Origin of the sequence: Butyrivibrio sp., assembly GCF_017433805.1 — a bacterium.
In the GTDB taxonomy this organism is placed as follows: domain Bacteria; phylum Bacillota; class Clostridia; order Lachnospirales; family Lachnospiraceae; genus Butyrivibrio.
Genome location: NZ_JAFRGN010000029.1, coordinates 1 through 16485 on the forward strand (window position 1 = coordinate 1; position 16485 = coordinate 16485).

Below are 16485 nucleotides of genomic sequence, written 5' to 3' on the forward strand. Positions count from 1 at the left end.
ATTATATATAGTTTATATATCATATAGGATAAAATTCAATAGATATCATGCATTTATGATCTGGAAGTTCAGATTTATATCCGATAATGGTAAATAGAATAATAGCCAGGTATATGATAACTATAAATATTAATTTACATCAATAAATGTAGTGTTATTAATCATTTTTCTTTATTTTGCGTTATTTTGGAATCAGAGGACTAATTTGTCGTTGCAAAGTTCTAAAAATAGAATTATCAAATTATAAAATATCTATAAAATTCGCTACCAGAGAAGTGCAATTTTAATATAAATATTTTGCAAGTTATAAAAGCGCTTAGTTGAGCCATTTATTGATATCTTTAGATATTTATGATATATAAATAATTAATGTATGCATAATTACTTGCATTTATATAAAAAGCGCAATAAATTTTCATTTTATAATAACTATGATATTTACAGTTTTTATCACTATTTACATACATTATTAATTCTTCTTTTGATATTATATGTTATCTTTTTAAAATATAATATTCATATTAAATTAAATTAACCACAACGGTCAATTTTGACAATATTCTTGATCTCCAGCATCTCAAATATAATAGCTTTTAATATCTGTCGATTTTATATATTTAAACTTTTTATTTCCTGGCCAATTGATATACAACAATTGCTAGAGTTAATATAATACGGTATTTATCGAGTAAATGTCATATAGTTATATTTTGATATATTTTTATATATCGTATGTTTCCATATCACTTTTTATAGTTTCTTAATAATTTTTACATTCTTTTAATATTCATAATTCCAATAAATTCTTCTTTCTAATCCATCAAAATATTATTTTGCAAGAAATATTTCATATTTTTTCCTGGTTACTTTCATAAATAAAAATGATTTATGCTACAATCTGATAAATTAAAGAATTACGTTTATATTCACCTGATCTTTATAATTGCAATCGAAGATAATTTTCTCTTTATACGACGAATAAGGTTGTTTTTATATATAAATAAAACTACAATTTGTTATTAATTAATACCTGAGAGAAACTCAGTATTTATCTATATTTGTGTATTTATGAGTGACTAAAATGGGATTATATAGTTATAAAAAAGGGAATGAGGGGTAAGATTAATTGGGATAAAAGGTATACAAAAAGGGCTTATCTATGAAACACCAAAAGTAACTATTTTAGGGACTAAAGGAGATACTTTAAGGCGCGAAAGGTGACATAAAAGGGAATTAAAATCAAAAGGTGAACAAAAAGGGAACCGAGTGTGAACAAAAAGGGCATGAAAAATAGGTGCATTATAAGGCCTATATCCTTAATATATGTAAAGAGCATAAGAGAATATCCATAAACAGGAGAAAATATAGAAATTTGGCCTATATTTTCTTTTTTTATGATATTTCTTAAATAGTCCGGGCACAAAAAATATAATTAAATATATAAAAAGAAAAAAGAATATTTAGATTAATGAACTGGATGATAAGATCTGATGTCTAATTATAGAGAAACCATTAAGAGATCATTAAAGGTGACTAAAAAGGGAATGGTGATATAAAAGGGCGCAGCCAAATTATTAACCATGGCAGAATACAAGAAAAGCCTTATTCTAGACATTTTAAGCCCATTATATTTATATAAAGGTGAACAAAAAGGGAACGTATAAGTGACCAAAAAGGGAATATAAGGTATTATAGCTGCGGATAAACGCTGGAAATAAATTTTTACGAGTAAAAGATATAAAAAGGGGTCAAAAAGTGACTAAAAAGGGATTAAAAATGACTATTATAGTCTAACCATATTGGTTAAAAGATAGCTAAAGGGGCGTACATTATTCGAAAGGTGCACAAAAAGGGAATATATTTTATCGACCTTAACGGTCAACAATTTGTAGTATTAATAATTTGACAAACCCACAAAATATAGGCAAAATTAGCTTGTAAGTGACAAAAAAGGGAATATAATATTATTGAAGTAAATAAAAAGGGAATGTTATTTATTCTATATGTTTACTAAAGGTGTACAGAAAAGGAATCAGGTTCCTTATTTAAAGGTGTACAAAAAAGGAATTTGATATTTGTGGGGGATTTATGGCAGATAAAAAAAGAGAACAGTTAATTGTCAGCAGGAGTTATAAGAAGTCCAACGAGCTGATCAATGCAATGGGTAAAGGAACTGCTCTTAGCCAGAAGCTTTTTGCTATAGGAATGCAGAACATTACGGTTGATAACACCAATAATGTTGTTGCTACTATATACGGATCTGAACTGCGTAAGATGTTCAAATCTACTTCTGGTTCATTATATGAACATATTGAGGCATTATGTGACAGACAGGTTAAGGGTCAGACCATTTTTGACTGGAATCTTCTCATGAAGGATAAGGAAAATGGTAAGATTGAGGCTCATCAGGTAGTTACAGATGCTTCGTTTAAGGATGGAACGTTAACGCTACGTTATAATAACTCCTTAACTGATAAGATTGTTAACCTGCAGAAGAACTATACTGTACTTAGTTTGGCTGACACACTGAGCCTTAAGAGTGTATATTCGCTGCGTTTATATGAGATGCTCAAATCAGCCTATGATTACAAGAAATACTTGACCAAAGAGCCAGGAGAGCAGGCTTTTGAATATAATCTTACAGAGCTCAAGCTGGAGCTTGGTATTATTACATCTGGTGGTGTTAAAGAAATCAAGAACGAGCTTGAAAAAGAGTTGCCAGATTATGACAAGATAGAAGCTCTTGCTGATAAAAATGACCTTAATAAGTACAAGGAGTACAAGATTTTCAATAGAAATGTACTCAGTAAGGCCAAGGATGAGCTCAATAAGAAAACAAGCCTTGAAGTTGATTATGAGCCTATCAAATGTGGTAGGAAGACTGCTGGAATCAGGTTTTTTGTTAATCAAAAGGAAAGTGCTGTTCCTAAGGAAAAGATGCCTGTTATTAACAAGGATGAGATTTTAGATGAGCTCATGGATCTTCTTCACGATGATTTCAAATTCAAGGAGATCAGAGAGATAGCAGAAGCTGCAGAATATGACCTTGAAAAGGTACGGAATGCTTATAATTACATGCTCACGTATGATAAGACAATTGATGTTCCAATAGCTTTTATCAAGGAATGTATCAAGAATGAGTATTATGCTAATAAAGCTAAGCCAATGTATCCTAAAAAGAATACATTTAATAGTTTTGAGCAGAATCAGGACAATTTTGAAGAATTAGAGAAATTATTGCTGGATAACTGATATAGAAGCGATATATGTTATATAACATATATCGCTCTATTGCTTATTAGGAGGACTTATGGAAAGAATAGTATCCAAATTACTGATGTATGGTGATATGCCAGAGGATTCAATACTCATGCAGCTTGCATATGTTTGCAGGGATCTTCACAGCGGAAATTATAGCAAAGAGGACCTGACAGCGCGTGTTTACAAGCAGATAAAGAGAATATTGGTACTGGGGACATCTTGTGCCTTTGATAAGAATTTGTGGCATAATTATCTGACTTATCTGCTCATCATGGATGAGAATCCATTCAGTCTGACCTGTGAAAAGGTTGGAAGTAAGAATGGAAGTGTAAATCATTTTGCCAAGAACGATTTTGCAGCATTCAGACAGCTTTTTGACTATGATTTCAGTGAGCTTGAGAAGGCTTTAGATGTAGATTGTTTCACCTGTATCACTAATTATCAGGCCATTGATAAGCCTGAGCTCATGTATAATGGCAATGTTAGTGAGAAAGTAAGAGGACTTAGCGCTGCACTTGAGAATACTGACTCAGTAGAGGCCTTTTTTGACGAGGTTACATCTTTTTACAAAGATATAGGTGTTGGAGCGTTTGGACTTAACAAGGCCTTCAGAATACATGAAATAGATGGTTCCAGGGTAGAATTCAATCCTATCAACAATATGGATGCAGTTGTTCTTGATGACCTTGTGGGTTATGAATTACAGAAAAAGAAGCTTATTGCCAATACTAAGGCCTTTGTTGAAGGTAAAAAAGCAAATAATGTCCTTTTGTTTGGAGACAGTGGAACAGGCAAATCAACCAGCATCAAGGCTATTGTCAACGAGTTCTACAAAGATGGACTCAGAATGATCGAGATATATAAGCATCAGTTCAGACTTTTATCTCAGCTTATAGCACAGATCAAGAATCGTAATTACAAGTTTATCATCTATATGGACGATCTTTCTTTTGAGGAAGATGAATCCGATTACAAGTTCCTCAAGGCAGTAATTGAGGGCGGTGTAGAGACTAAGCCTGACAATATCCTGATCTATGCTACATCCAACAGGCGTCATCTGATTAAAGAGACCTGGAGAGACAGGCGAGACGTGGAGCAGGATGGTGATATCCACAGATCCGACACTATGGAAGAAAAGCTTTCTCTGGCTAATAGATTTGGTGTTACAATCGGGTATTATAAGCCTTCAAGGCAGGAATACTATGATATTGTACTGGAACTTGCACAAAAAGAAGGGCTCAGCTTTGAAAAGGATGAGCTTTTAAGAGAAGCGGATAGATGGGAACTTAATCATGGTGGTATATCAGGCAGAACAGCAAGACAGTTTGTTAATCACATGATTGGTGAGCAGTAAATCAAGGATCCCATTTGAGATTAGGGCAATCATTAGCGCACCCCTGCAAGTTCTCGTTTCTTACTTCACAGGAAGCATTTCTACAGTCTTTGCAGCGGAATGTATAATGATAGGAGTAGCGGAGTTTGCAGGCTCTACAGCAGAAGGGAGTTCCGCTATTTCTGGCTATGAAGGTTCGACCGCATCCTATACAGGTTTTTTCGATATTGTGGGCCATAAGAACTCCTTTTTTACGGGAAAAGAGATATATTCTACTATTTCATTATTGTGTTATGAGAAGGCAGAATCAATTAAATTAGCATAAAATCATAATAAAAATAATAGGATAATTAAGATATATAGTATAAAATACAATTTAGATAAATGAATTCAGGTTGGTTTAAGAATGCATGAAATGAGTTATATCGCTAAAATGGTAAATTTAGCGGAGGAAATAGCCAGAGAAAATGGGGCTAAAGAGATTAAAAAGATTGTTGTAGAAATTGGTAAGACAAGTGGTGTAATGCCCTATTATATGCACAAATACTTCCCAGAAGCATCAAAAGGAAGCCTTTTGGAAGATGCAGAGCTCGAATGTATAGAGGTTGATGTAAAGGCTCTTTGTGAGGAATGTGGGGAAGAATATTATCCGAATAGGGATAATAGATATCTTTGTCCTCATTGTGGAGGCAGAAAAGCACATATTATCGAGGGAAAAGGCGTAGTATTGAAGAATATCATTATAGAAGATGAATAAGTTATATAACATATATAGCTACTTTTCTTTTTATAATTGGAGGATTTATGAAAACAATCTATTTTGAATGCAAGATGGGTGCTGCTGGAGATATGCTCGGAGCAGCTTTATTAAGTCTATTTGATGATCCGCTTGCAGTGGTAGAGGAATTAAACGCCATTGGTATTAAGGATGTTACGTACGTGCTTGAGGATTCTATTAAGTGCGGAATCACAGGTAAGCATCTGAGAGTTATGGTTAATGGAGTAGAGGAGCTGCCAGAAGAAGTACAGCATACACATAATGAAGATATGGCAGAGCATGAGCACAGTCATGAGCATTCTCATAACCACTCCCATGATCATGAGGAAGCAGAACATCACCATGCTCACAGAACCATGTATGAAATTGAAGATATCATAGAGAATATGAATCTTGCCAAGGATATTAAGAGTGATATACGAGAGGTTTATGAGCTTATAGCCGAGGCAGAGAGTGAAGTTCACGGTGTTCCTGTAGATAAGATTCATTTCCATGAAGTTGGCAATATGGATGCGATAGCAGATATTACAGCAGTATGTTACCTGATCCATAAGCTTTCGCCTGATAAAATCGTGGTTTCACCTGTAAATGTAGGTGGAGGCGTTGTTAAGACTTCACATGGAATTCTTCCTGTTCCAGCGCCTGCTACAGCTCTTTTGCTCAAGGAAATACCTAGTTATCAGAGTGAGACGATCAAATCTGAGCTCTGTACTCCAACAGGTGCAGCCCTTATCAAGTATTTTGCGGATGAATTCTCTGTTCAGCCTGTAATGGCAGTAGAGAAAATTGGCTATGGAACTGGTAATAAGGATTTTCCACAGGCAAATGTGATAAGAGTCATCCAGGGTGAGACTGAGGACGATTCAGAACAGGTTCTTGAGCTGGTTTGTAACATAGATGATATGACTGCAGAAGAGATTGGATTTGCTACTGAGATGCTCTTCGATGCAGGTGCTGTCGAGGTTTATACGGTATCAGCTGATATGAAAAAGAATAGACCTGGAACAGTACTTTATTGTATTTGCAGTCAGGATATCAGAGACCATATTCTCGAGCAGATTTTCAAATATACAACCACTCTTGGCGTAAGAGAAAATGTATGTAACAGATATATTTTGACCCGCGAAGTCAAGAAAATTGACACTCCTTACGGAGAGGTCAGGAAGAAATATGCTTATGGATATAATGTATCCAGATCCAAGCTTGAGTATGAAGATCTCGCTGGCATAGCGAGAAGGACAGGTAAGTCCATAATCGAGCTTAGAAAAGAAATAGAGGAAAAATGATTAAACTAGACCTTATAACAGGCTTTCTCGGAGCAGGTAAAACAACTTTTATCAAAAAGTATGTTACATACCTGCTTCAATTAGGAGAGAGGATTTGTATTATAGAAAATGATTTCGGAGCCATCAATGTAGATATGGTTATTCTCAAAGAGCTTGAGAAGGATGGAGTCAATCTGGAAATGGTTGTGGGCGGAGATGGTAAAGAGGCACACAAGAGAAGGCTCAAAACTAAGCTTATTTCCATGGCTATGATGGGGTATGACAGAGTAATTATTGAACCATCAGGAATTTTTGATGTAGATGAATTCTTTGATCTATTGTATGAGGAGCCAATAGATAGATTCTATGAAGCTTCTAATGTCATAGCTATCGTAGATTCCAAGCTTCAGACCGAAATGTCCAAACAAGCCAGATATATACTAATGTCTGAGATAGCTGATGCTGGAGCTATCGTCTTTAGCAGAACGCAGGATACTACCAAAGAAAAAATTGAAGAGGTGGTTCAATTCATAGAAGCTGTTATGAATGAGTTCAAATGCAGCGGTAAATTGGACAAAAAGACCCTCGAATATGCTAGTTGGGAAAGCACTGATACATCGTGGCTTGCACGAATAGTTAAATCTGGATTTAATAGAAGTGCATACGAGAAGATGCCACTGGAGACAGAAGATTCTTTTCAAACCATATTTTATTTTGATTTTGCGATGGACAAGGAAATACTTCTAGACAAAATTAATCATATCTTCGCAGATGAAAAATGTGGTGATGTCCATCGTATTAAGGGCTTCGTAAAAGCCAGCAATGGCGCGCTTTACGAAATAAATACCACTCGTAACGAAAAGATGACTAGAGAGGTCAATGCTACAGAGGCAGTTTTGATCGTTATAGGTGAGAATCTGGACAAGGTTCAGATTGCTGAATATTTGGGTAAGCCAACGATATAATGTGAAAATGCTTCATAATATGGCGTATTTGTTGTATAATCTACTATAAGGATTTTTTTCTAATACGGAGAATACGACAATGGAAAGCAAGAGTTATGACGGTAAAATTGGATACTCGGCAATGGTAGATTTTTCTGCTAGCGACATTCTGTATATGCTTAAAGATCTTCCGGATGCATGCTGTATTTTTAAAGTACTAACAGATCCTTTTGGAACAGTTAAGGACATGCTGTTTCTTTTTGTTAACGATAAATATTCTCAGATGGTTGGTAAGTCATCTGCTGAACTTATCGGAAGTACATATCACACAACTGTTTCTAACAGAGACGAAGACTGGATCAAGTATAGCTATCAGGCAGCTATATTGCGCCAGTCCAGCATTATGCGAACATATAACTCTTCTTTTGATAAATGGTTTGAATTCTGGGCAGTTCCTGTATTTCAAAAGGGCTTCTGCGCATTTATCATTCATGATGTCACTGCAGCCAAGAGATCCGAAGATAATTCAACACTAACTACAAATACAAATAAGCTTGTTATAGACTGCGCTACAGCTGTTTCTTCTGCTGAGTTTGGCAAAGGAATCAAGAAGGCACTTAAGATACTAGGGCAGGCTATAAACGCAGACAGAGTATATATTTGGCCAGATGATGCTACTGCTTTTTCTGATATCCATCCGTGGCTTAATAGCGCTAGAAATTCAAATCTGCCGTCGAAAAAGGCTTTTGATAAATACGATATTGTTTCTATGTGGGAAAGCCAGCTTAAGAATAAGAATGTTGTAGTCATAAATGATACAGCAGTTATTTATGAGCAAAAAGAGGATATTTACAACGATATTCTGGCTGGAACTATTTCGAGATATATAGTTGTCAGATTGATGGATAAAGAAAACAGATTAGGATATCTTGTTGCGGATAACTATTCTAATGATTTAGATCTGAATATTACAGATCTTATGGAGACTGTCGGCATTTTCATTGCAGCAGAGATGAGAAATAAGTTACTTACTGATGAGATGCTGTATATGGGAAGCCATGATTCACTTACTGGGCTTGGAAACAGACATTCACTTAATCAGTCACTTATGCTTCTTACAGAGATGTCAACGACTGTCGGAGTATGCTATTCAGACATCAATGGACTCAAAGCCGTTAATGACGAACAGGGGCATGAGGCAGGCGATAAGCTTATACAGCAGGTGGCAGAAATCTTTGCAACAGTATTCAAAAAGAAATTTTGTTATAGAATTGGTGGTGACGAGTTCATCGTAATAATGCCAGAGGTGGATGAAGATATTTTTGAAGCCCTGGTAACTAAGGTAAAGGCGAAGCTTAAGCATGTATCTGTTTCTGTAGGCTATGTCTGGTCAAATGACTCCAGCAATATCAAAACTAGCATCAGAGAAGCAGATCAGGCGATGTATGGTAGTAAAGCTGAGTATTATAAGACCCATGAGCGTAGACATAACACATGATATTTAATGCGTGATGAGCTTGCGAAAGGTAGTGTATGATTAGTCGGAGTAGAAATGTGTTATTATCTGAAGATTCAGCGTTTAACGACGACCATGATGAGGTTTTAAGAACTCTGTATGGCCTCTATGACCATGTAAATTTGCTGGACCTTAATACTTTGACACTAAGACGCTTGTATACTGGTAAGGGCGACTATATATTTAATGACGATACCAGTATTTTGGATTATATAGAGAATATTTCCAGAGATTTTATTCATCCGGAAGATGTGGAAGCCTACAAGGAGTTTTCAGATCCTGAGAATATCAGGACACGTCTGGAAACAGATAAAAAGAGCTTTGCTATGTCTTATTTCCGTACCAAGATGCCGGATGGAGATTATTCCTGGAAAGCCTATATTGTTCTTAAACCATCTTTTGCAGAGGCAGGAAAATATCTGTCTTGCATCAGAGACGTTGATTCAGAGACGGAACATATTCTGATCAAAAACGATTATGTTAAGCTGTTCAACGATCTTCCTCTGGCTTACGCAGTTCTTCAGTTTAATGAGACTCCAGGCAAGGAAAACGAAATAATATGTCTTTATGTCAGCAACAGACTTGCTCAGATGATGGGGGAAAATGCCAATCATATCGTTGGTTATGATATATATCCTGAATTTGGCAAGGAACATGAAGATGTTATTCAGATGATGCGAAATGCAGCATTTAAAGGTATCAACGGCAAAACTACTTACCATTCACGTAGTACAGGAAAATGGATCAGCATAACTGTAGACAAGGCGGCTACTACTGGAAGATGCGCAATTATCATGGAGGATGTGACCAAAGAACATATAACTAGCGAGTTCATGGACAGAGAATGGCGTACAGATGACCTTATTATCGGTTGTACCAAGATGCTTCACAGCGGACTTCCACATGAAGTAGCAATCAATCAGGTAATAAGGCTTGTCGGAGAGGCTGCTGGGGCAGATAGAATATATATAGTTGAGAAGGTCGAGGATGATCAGTATAGAGCAACCTATGAGTGGTGCAACGATAATGTACCTTCTGCTATGGACAGAGCTCCGCAGATTGAAGGTGAGAATGCATTGAACTGGGAAAAAGAGTACCCTGGAGCCTTCAGTCTTGTAATTGACGACGTGGAGAGTATCAAGGATACTCATTACGGGCTATATACCAAGCTCGTTGCATTCGATACAAAATCAATAATAGAGATTCCAATCTATGATGAGGGCGTTCTTATCGGCTATTTCGGAGGAGTAAACTACAGTCAGATCAGGAATTTGGATTTAAAAGAGCTAATGGAAGCAGTATCTTATTTCCTTGCTTCAGAGTTCAGCAGACTCAGACTTATACACGAGCTGGAAAATAAGAGTATATATGATAGTCTTTGTGGTGTTAAGAACCGTAGTGCAATGGAGATGACCATTAAAAAGTCCAAAAAGAGAAATTACAGCATTGGCATCATATATGCGGATGCTAATGGCCTTAAGCAGATAAATGACACCAAGGGACATGAAGCCGGAGATGAGCTTCTTAAGAAAATAAGCACCATTATGAAACTTCGCGTAAATCGCGACTATGTATATCGTGTCGGTGGTGATGAATTTGTCATAGCCATTCCTAAGATGGAAAGACAGGATTTCCTTGATATATGTCACGCTCTGCAAAAAGACTTTGAGGAAGCCGAAGGAATTTCCGTTGCAATGGGCTGGGAATGGGGTACAACCTCTGCAGAAATAGAGATGATAATGAAGACTGCTGATAAGCTCATGTACGAAGATAAGGCCAATTATTACAGAAAGAATAACAGAAGAAGATCTGGAGACAGGTAAAAAGAAGGACCTATCACATTTTTATTGTGATAGGTCTATTTGTTAGCTTATAGCAGGCTTGTGATAAGAAGCATCTACCTTTAATTCCCAATTACTTGTTCTAAAGTATATCAGCATTATTATGCTACATACGAGCCATCCCATCGGATACGCGATAGAAATGGGGTATATGGAGGATGTGAGGTGTGAGGCTATGAAAAGATATATCTGCCTGAAAACTACAAAAGAGCTGAGCATGATAAACATTGGAGCCTTCGCATCTCCAACACCTCTGAGAACACCTGCATGTGTCTGATTACTGCAGCACAATATATCAAAAAAGCAGTTCATTCTGATAAAAAGTGTTCCGTAACGAATTACCTCTGGATCAGTGTTGAACATTGATACTATCTTAGGTGCTGCAATAAACTCAGGTATTACAAGAGCTATTGTACATATAGCAGCCAGTAAAAGAGCTTCTCTTATGCCTTTTTTGATACGATCAACATTGCCAGCACCAGCGTTCTGACCTACAAAGGTCGTAGCAGTAAGTGCGATACTCTGCATAGGAAGCATTACAAAGGCATCTATACGTCCATAAGCACCCCATCCGGCAGTGCTACTCTCTCCAAATCTGTTAATGTAACTCTGTACAAAGAGATTAGAGAAGGAAATTACAGCCATCTGGATACCAGCAGGCATTCCAATCTTGATTATCTGAGACAGAATTGATTGATCAATGGCAAATTCTTTAAGCCTCAGGTTATAGCATTCTTTGCTTGTGAACAGGACAGCAATGGTCAAAATAGCTGAAATGAACTGAGAAATAATAGTTGCGTATGCAGCTCCCGCAACACCCATCTTGAGGTTTATTACAAAGAACAGATCAAGAATGATATTCAGTATTGAAGTTATGATAAGGAAAATAAGCGGCCTTACAGAGTCGCCTACAGCCCTTAATATAGCAGAACCAATGTTGTATAGCATCAGGCCTATTATGCCTAGGAAATATATCTGCAGATACTGAGTAGCCAGTGGCATAACGGATTCAGGTGTGGACATGAAAACAAGAAGTGGAGGAGTAATAAAGAAGCCTACCACCATCATTACCAAACCTAAAATAAAGGTACACAGCACTGAAGTATGCACAGCACGTCTTAAACCTTCATAATTCTTGGCTCCAAAGTAATGGCTTATTACAACACTTGAACCGGCAGAAAAGCCCATAAAAAAGCCTACAAGCGTGTTTATAGCAGGAGCGACACTAGTTACAGCACCAAGGCCATCAGGACCAACTACCTGTCCTACAATGATACTGTCAATGGTGTTATATAGTTGTTGGAAGACATTTCCTGCAAGAAGAGGTATCGCAAAAAGAATAAGCTCTTTTCGGATAGATCCTTGTGTCATGTCCATTGTTGATGATTTTGACATGAAAAAACCTCTGAATAAAATATATTGTATTTTGCACAATATATACTAGCACATTAATGCAAGAGTAGTTAGTGTCTGTTTTTGACATAACTGGTGCTATTATTGAGATTCCCGTGATTAGGTAAAAATAAGGCCATCGTATTAAAAAATACGATGGCCGGAATTACTAATATTTATGAAAATCAGATTATGCAAGAGCAGCTGTGATGATAGCCATTGAATAAACTTCAAGAGCGTTACATCCACGTGAAAGGTCATTGATAGGAGCGTTAAGTCCAAGAAGGATAGGACCGTAAGCTTCAAAGTTACCCATACGCTGTGCAATCTTGTATCCAAGGTTACCTGCGTTGATGTCAGGGAAGATGAAGATGTTAGCATGACCAGCAACAGGTGATCCTGGAGCCTTCTGCTTAGCAACACGTGGAGATACAGCAGCATCAAACTGAAGCTCACCATCGATAGGAATATTAGGATACTTCTCCTGTGCCTTCTTTGTAGCGTTCTGCATCTTTGTTACTGTGTCATCCTTAGCTGAACCCTTTGTTGAGAATGAAAGGAATGCAACCTTAGGATCTACGCCAAATCTAGATGCGCAGCCAACTGTCTCGCCACAGATCTCAACAAGCTCATCCTCGTTAGGATTGATGTTGATACCGCAGTCAGCCATAGCGATAACTTCGTTCTCGCCAGTAGCTGCTGGACGAACAAGAATGAAGCAAGAAGAAACGATTGAGTTCTCAGGCTTAGTCTTGATGATCTGAAGAGCTGGACGAACTGTATCAGCTGTTGAGTATGTAGCACCGCCAAGAAGACAGTCGCCAAGACCCATCTTAACGAGCATTGTTCCAAAGTAGTTTGTCTGCTTAAGCATAGGAATAGCCTTCTCAGGAGTCATTCCCTTGCTCTTTCTGAGCTCGCAGAACTGCTCAACCATCTCATCGAACTGATCAAAGTTATCAGGATCGATAATCTTAGCGCCTCTGATGTTGTAACCAGCTGCCTCTGCTGACTTGATGATTTCTTCCTCATTACCTAAAAGAATAGGCTTAATGAAATTACCAGCAAGAAGTCTTGAAGCTGCCTCAAGAATTCTTGGGTCTGAACCCTCAGGTAAAACGATTGTCTTAGGGTTAGCCTTAAGTTTTTCGATCATATCACCGAATCCGTACATGTATTTGTCCTCCTTAATAAACAGGTGAATTGTAAAATGTAAGCGCATACATTTTTATGCGCAATAGGCATTATAGTCCTAGGAAAACCAAAAAAACTTGATTTCAGTCAAACTATACATAAAAATATGGTTAAATTCAATAAAAATCTTTGATAATTTATTAACTAATTTATATAGTTTGACTATTTTTTAACTATGCTACATTTTATGGGGAATATGGTAGAATATCCTTATTATTTTCGAAAGGATATTTGAGATATGGATATGAATCCAATGCTGCTTTTGCAGCTTCAGAAGAGACTTAGTCTTTTTCAGGAAGATCATCCCAAGGTAATGCCATTTATGCAGGCTGTTGGGAATGTTGGTGTAGTAGAAGGCACTGTATTTGCTGTTAAGGTTACAACACCTGACGGAAAAGTGCTTGAGTCCAATATTAAGCTTACTGCCAATGATATTGAGACAATAAACATGATGAAAAATGCCAAAAATGAGTAAAAAGGAGGTTCATTGATAGCTGATGTTATCAATGAACCCTTTTATTTATGCGCTATCTAACATTTTCAAAATGTCTTTTCGTAATAGCCGCCCTTATTTACAAAGCCAGTCTTGGCAAGATATGCTTTGTGATTTTCATCAGATCCACGGTAAGTAAGGGACTTAATACCTTCTTCCTGCAATTTATCAAACAGGAATTTACCAATTGAAAAGTCTCTATACTGTGGAACGGTGTAGTCCAGTAAAACTTCTATAACGCCGTTATTTTCCTGGCCAAGCATAGCTCCTACAAGCTTGCCCTCATGGCATATAACATAGCTTGCATTTGCATTGGAAAAGTCCATGTTTATACCAGGGAAAATCTTGATAATGTCGTCTCTGTACTGATGGATGAAATAATCCAGAAGGGAATCATCACTATCAGCTTTTACCAGATCATAGGACTTGTCTGTATTGCTCATCTTGATCAGGTAATAAATATTGATACCTACAAGACAGGCATTCATGATCGCTGTTGGATATGAATGGATAATACATGCGTAGATTGTAAAGATAACACTTCCTACTGTGTTAACTACGCGGAGCTTGAAAACTGATGCCATAAGGAATGAAACCAGTACAAGTGTTGATCCCAGGTATCCAATAGCCTCGATCAGAATTTCTTTTTCTAACATATAAAACCTCTTTTCTAAATATATTGCTACATAAATATGGTAACAAAGATAAATACTTTAGGCAAATCACCCCGTAATTTTCGCAAAAACTTCGAAATATGGATATATAAACCGTTAACCCTGCTAATGCAGGTGGTTGTGGGAATTGGTACTATTTTTACATAATCAATGTGTTAATCACATTTGCTTGGGCAAGGACCCAAAGAAAGAGAGGACAGTATGAGTTACGAGTTAATTCCAATTTTTGCGATCATTTTAGTAGTTATTATGATCATAGTTGCGGGGTATGTAAAAGCACCTCCAGATAGAGCCTATATCATTTCGGGCATGAGAAAAAATCCTAGAATTCTTATTGGACGTGCTGGAGTTAAAATTCCATTTTTCGAGAGAGTCGACAAATTGTATCTTGGACAGATGACTGTAGACATTAAGACAGAGCAGTCAGTTCCTACAAACGATTTCATCAATGTAAATGTTGACGCTGTTGCTAAGGTAAGAATTGGTACAAGCCCAGAAGCTATTCAGCTGGCTGCCAAGAACTTCCTTAACAAAGATCCAGAGCAGATCACAGAAGACCTGCAGGATTCATTACAGGGTAACATGCGTGAGATCATCGGTACATTGGCTCTTAAGACAATCAATACCGATAGAGATAGCTTCTCAGATCAGGTTATGGAGAAAGCTTCAAAGGATATGAATAAGCTCGGTATCGAGATTCTATCTTGCAATATCCAGAACGTAACTGATGAAAATGGTCTTATCAGTGATCTTGGTATGGACAACACAGCTAAGATCAAGAAAGATGCAGCTATTGCTAAGGCACAGGCTGATAGAGACGTTGCAATTGCAAAGGCTGAGGCAGATAAGGCAGCTAATGATGCAAGAGTACTTGCACAGACAGAAATTGCTGAAAAGAACAACGCACTTGCTATTAAGCAGGCAGAACTTAAACAGCAGGCTGACACTGCAAACGCTATGGCTGACGCAGCATATGCTATTCAGCAGCAGGAACAGCAGAAGTCCATTGAGACAGCTACTGTAAATGCTCAGATTGCTAAGGCTGAGCGCGAAGCAGAACTCAGACAGAAGGAAGTTGTTGTAAAACAGCAGGAACTTGCTGCTGAGATCGAGAAAAAGGCTGATGCTGAAAAGTATCAGGCTGAGAAAAAAGCTGAAGCAGAGCTCATCCAGAGACAGAGAAAAGCTGAAGCTGCTAAGTATGAGCAGGAAAGAGATGCTGATGCTAAGAAAGCTAAGGCTGAAGCTGAGAAATATGCTCTTGAGCAGGAAGCTGCAGGTATTAAAGCTAAAATGGATGCTGAGGCTGCTGGTATTGCTGCAAAAGGTTTAGCAGAAGCTGAAGCTATCAGAGCAAAAGGTATTGCTGAAGCCGAAGCAATGGAGAAAAAGGCAGAAGCTTATAAGAAGTACAACGGCGCTGCTATGGCTGAGATGATGATCAAGGTAATGCCTCAGATCGCTGCTGAGATCGCGAAACCTCTTTCCCAGATTGATAAGATCAATATCTATGAGACTGGTGAAGGTGGCGAGAGTGGTGCTTCAAGAATCTCAGGAAATATGCCAATCGTAATGAAACAGGTTTTTGATACCATGAGCGAATCAACAGGTGTTGATTTTGCTGAGATCATGAGAGCTAATACTTATGATGCTAAGGTTAATAAGAACGTGAACATTACAGGCGCAGATGTAACTGTAGCAACAGAGAAGTAATTATATAAGATATATAACATATTTATTGTTTTGCCCACTGTCTGGAGCCCTCTCTCAAGGCAGTGGGCTTTTTAGTGTCAT

At 37.3% G+C, this 16485-nt stretch carries 12 protein-coding genes; 9 read left to right on the forward strand and 3 right to left on the reverse strand.

Features of this window, described 5'->3' with window-relative positions; all coding sequences use genetic code 11:
* The first annotated feature begins 2088 nt into the window (after positions 1–2088).
* The 7 genes from IJI01_RS07545 (at position 2089) to IJI01_RS07575 (ending at position 10920) form a co-directional block, all read left to right on the forward strand.
* On the forward strand, positions 2089–3252 hold the full coding sequence (locus IJI01_RS07545) for a replication initiation protein (RefSeq protein ID WP_292188185.1): 1164 nt from the start codon (positions 2089–2091) through the stop codon (positions 3250–3252).
* 58 nt (positions 3253–3310) lie between these two features.
* On the forward strand, positions 3311–4615 hold the full coding sequence (locus IJI01_RS07550) for an ATP-binding protein (protein WP_292188187.1): 1305 nt from the start codon (positions 3311–3313) through the stop codon (positions 4613–4615).
* A 394-nt stretch (positions 4616–5009) separates the two neighbouring features.
* A complete protein-coding gene (locus IJI01_RS07555; RefSeq protein ID WP_292188310.1) occupies positions 5010–5351 on the forward strand; it encodes a hydrogenase maturation nickel metallochaperone HypA/HybF in 342 nt (113 codons plus the stop codon).
* A 47-nt stretch (positions 5352–5398) separates the two neighbouring features.
* Entirely contained in the window at positions 5399–6658 is a 1260-nt protein-coding gene (gene larC / locus IJI01_RS07560) for a nickel pincer cofactor biosynthesis protein LarC (protein WP_292188191.1), read from the forward strand.
* Positions 6655–7602, forward strand: coding sequence for a GTP-binding protein (locus tag IJI01_RS07565; protein ID WP_292188193.1), 948 nt, complete (start codon positions 6655–6657; stop codon positions 7600–7602). The genes larC and IJI01_RS07565 overlap by 4 nt, the downstream gene beginning before the upstream one ends.
* Positions 7603–7681: 79 nt before the next feature.
* On the forward strand, positions 7682–9079 hold the full coding sequence (locus tag IJI01_RS07570; RefSeq protein WP_292188195.1) for a sensor domain-containing diguanylate cyclase: 1398 nt from the start codon (positions 7682–7684) through the stop codon (positions 9077–9079).
* A 56-nt stretch (positions 9080–9135) separates the two neighbouring features.
* Entirely contained in the window at positions 9136–10920 is a 1785-nt protein-coding gene (locus IJI01_RS07575) for a GGDEF domain-containing protein (protein WP_292188197.1), read from the forward strand.
* A 42-nt stretch (positions 10921–10962) separates the two neighbouring features.
* Here IJI01_RS07575 and IJI01_RS07580 read toward each other — a convergent pair whose 3' ends face one another.
* Both IJI01_RS07580 and pta read right to left on the reverse strand, forming a co-directional pair.
* The gene (locus IJI01_RS07580; RefSeq protein WP_292188200.1) at positions 10963–12333 is read right to left on the reverse strand and encodes an MATE family efflux transporter; all 1371 of its coding nucleotides are present in this window, start codon (positions 12331–12333) and stop codon (positions 10963–10965) included.
* Between the two features lie 187 nt (positions 12334–12520).
* The gene (gene pta / locus IJI01_RS07585) at positions 12521–13504 is read right to left on the reverse strand and encodes a phosphate acetyltransferase (RefSeq protein ID WP_292188202.1); all 984 of its coding nucleotides are present in this window, start codon (positions 13502–13504) and stop codon (positions 12521–12523) included.
* A gap of 258 nt (positions 13505–13762) precedes the next feature.
* Here pta and IJI01_RS07590 point away from each other — a divergent pair, with 258 nt between their 5' ends.
* Positions 13763–13999, forward strand: coding sequence for a hypothetical protein (locus tag IJI01_RS07590; protein ID WP_292188204.1), 237 nt, complete (start codon positions 13763–13765; stop codon positions 13997–13999).
* A gap of 65 nt (positions 14000–14064) precedes the next feature.
* Here the strand turns inward: IJI01_RS07590 and IJI01_RS07595 are convergent, their stop codons facing one another.
* Complete coding sequence (locus IJI01_RS07595; RefSeq protein WP_292188205.1) at positions 14065–14673, reverse strand: YgjV family protein; 609 nt, start codon at positions 14671–14673, stop codon at positions 14065–14067.
* 219 nt (positions 14674–14892) lie between these two features.
* On the opposite strand from IJI01_RS07595, the gene IJI01_RS07600 reads away from it, so the two are divergent.
* The gene (locus IJI01_RS07600) at positions 14893–16404 is read left to right on the forward strand and encodes a flotillin family protein (RefSeq protein ID WP_292188207.1); all 1512 of its coding nucleotides are present in this window, start codon (positions 14893–14895) and stop codon (positions 16402–16404) included.
* Positions 16405–16485: the final 81 nt, after the last annotated feature.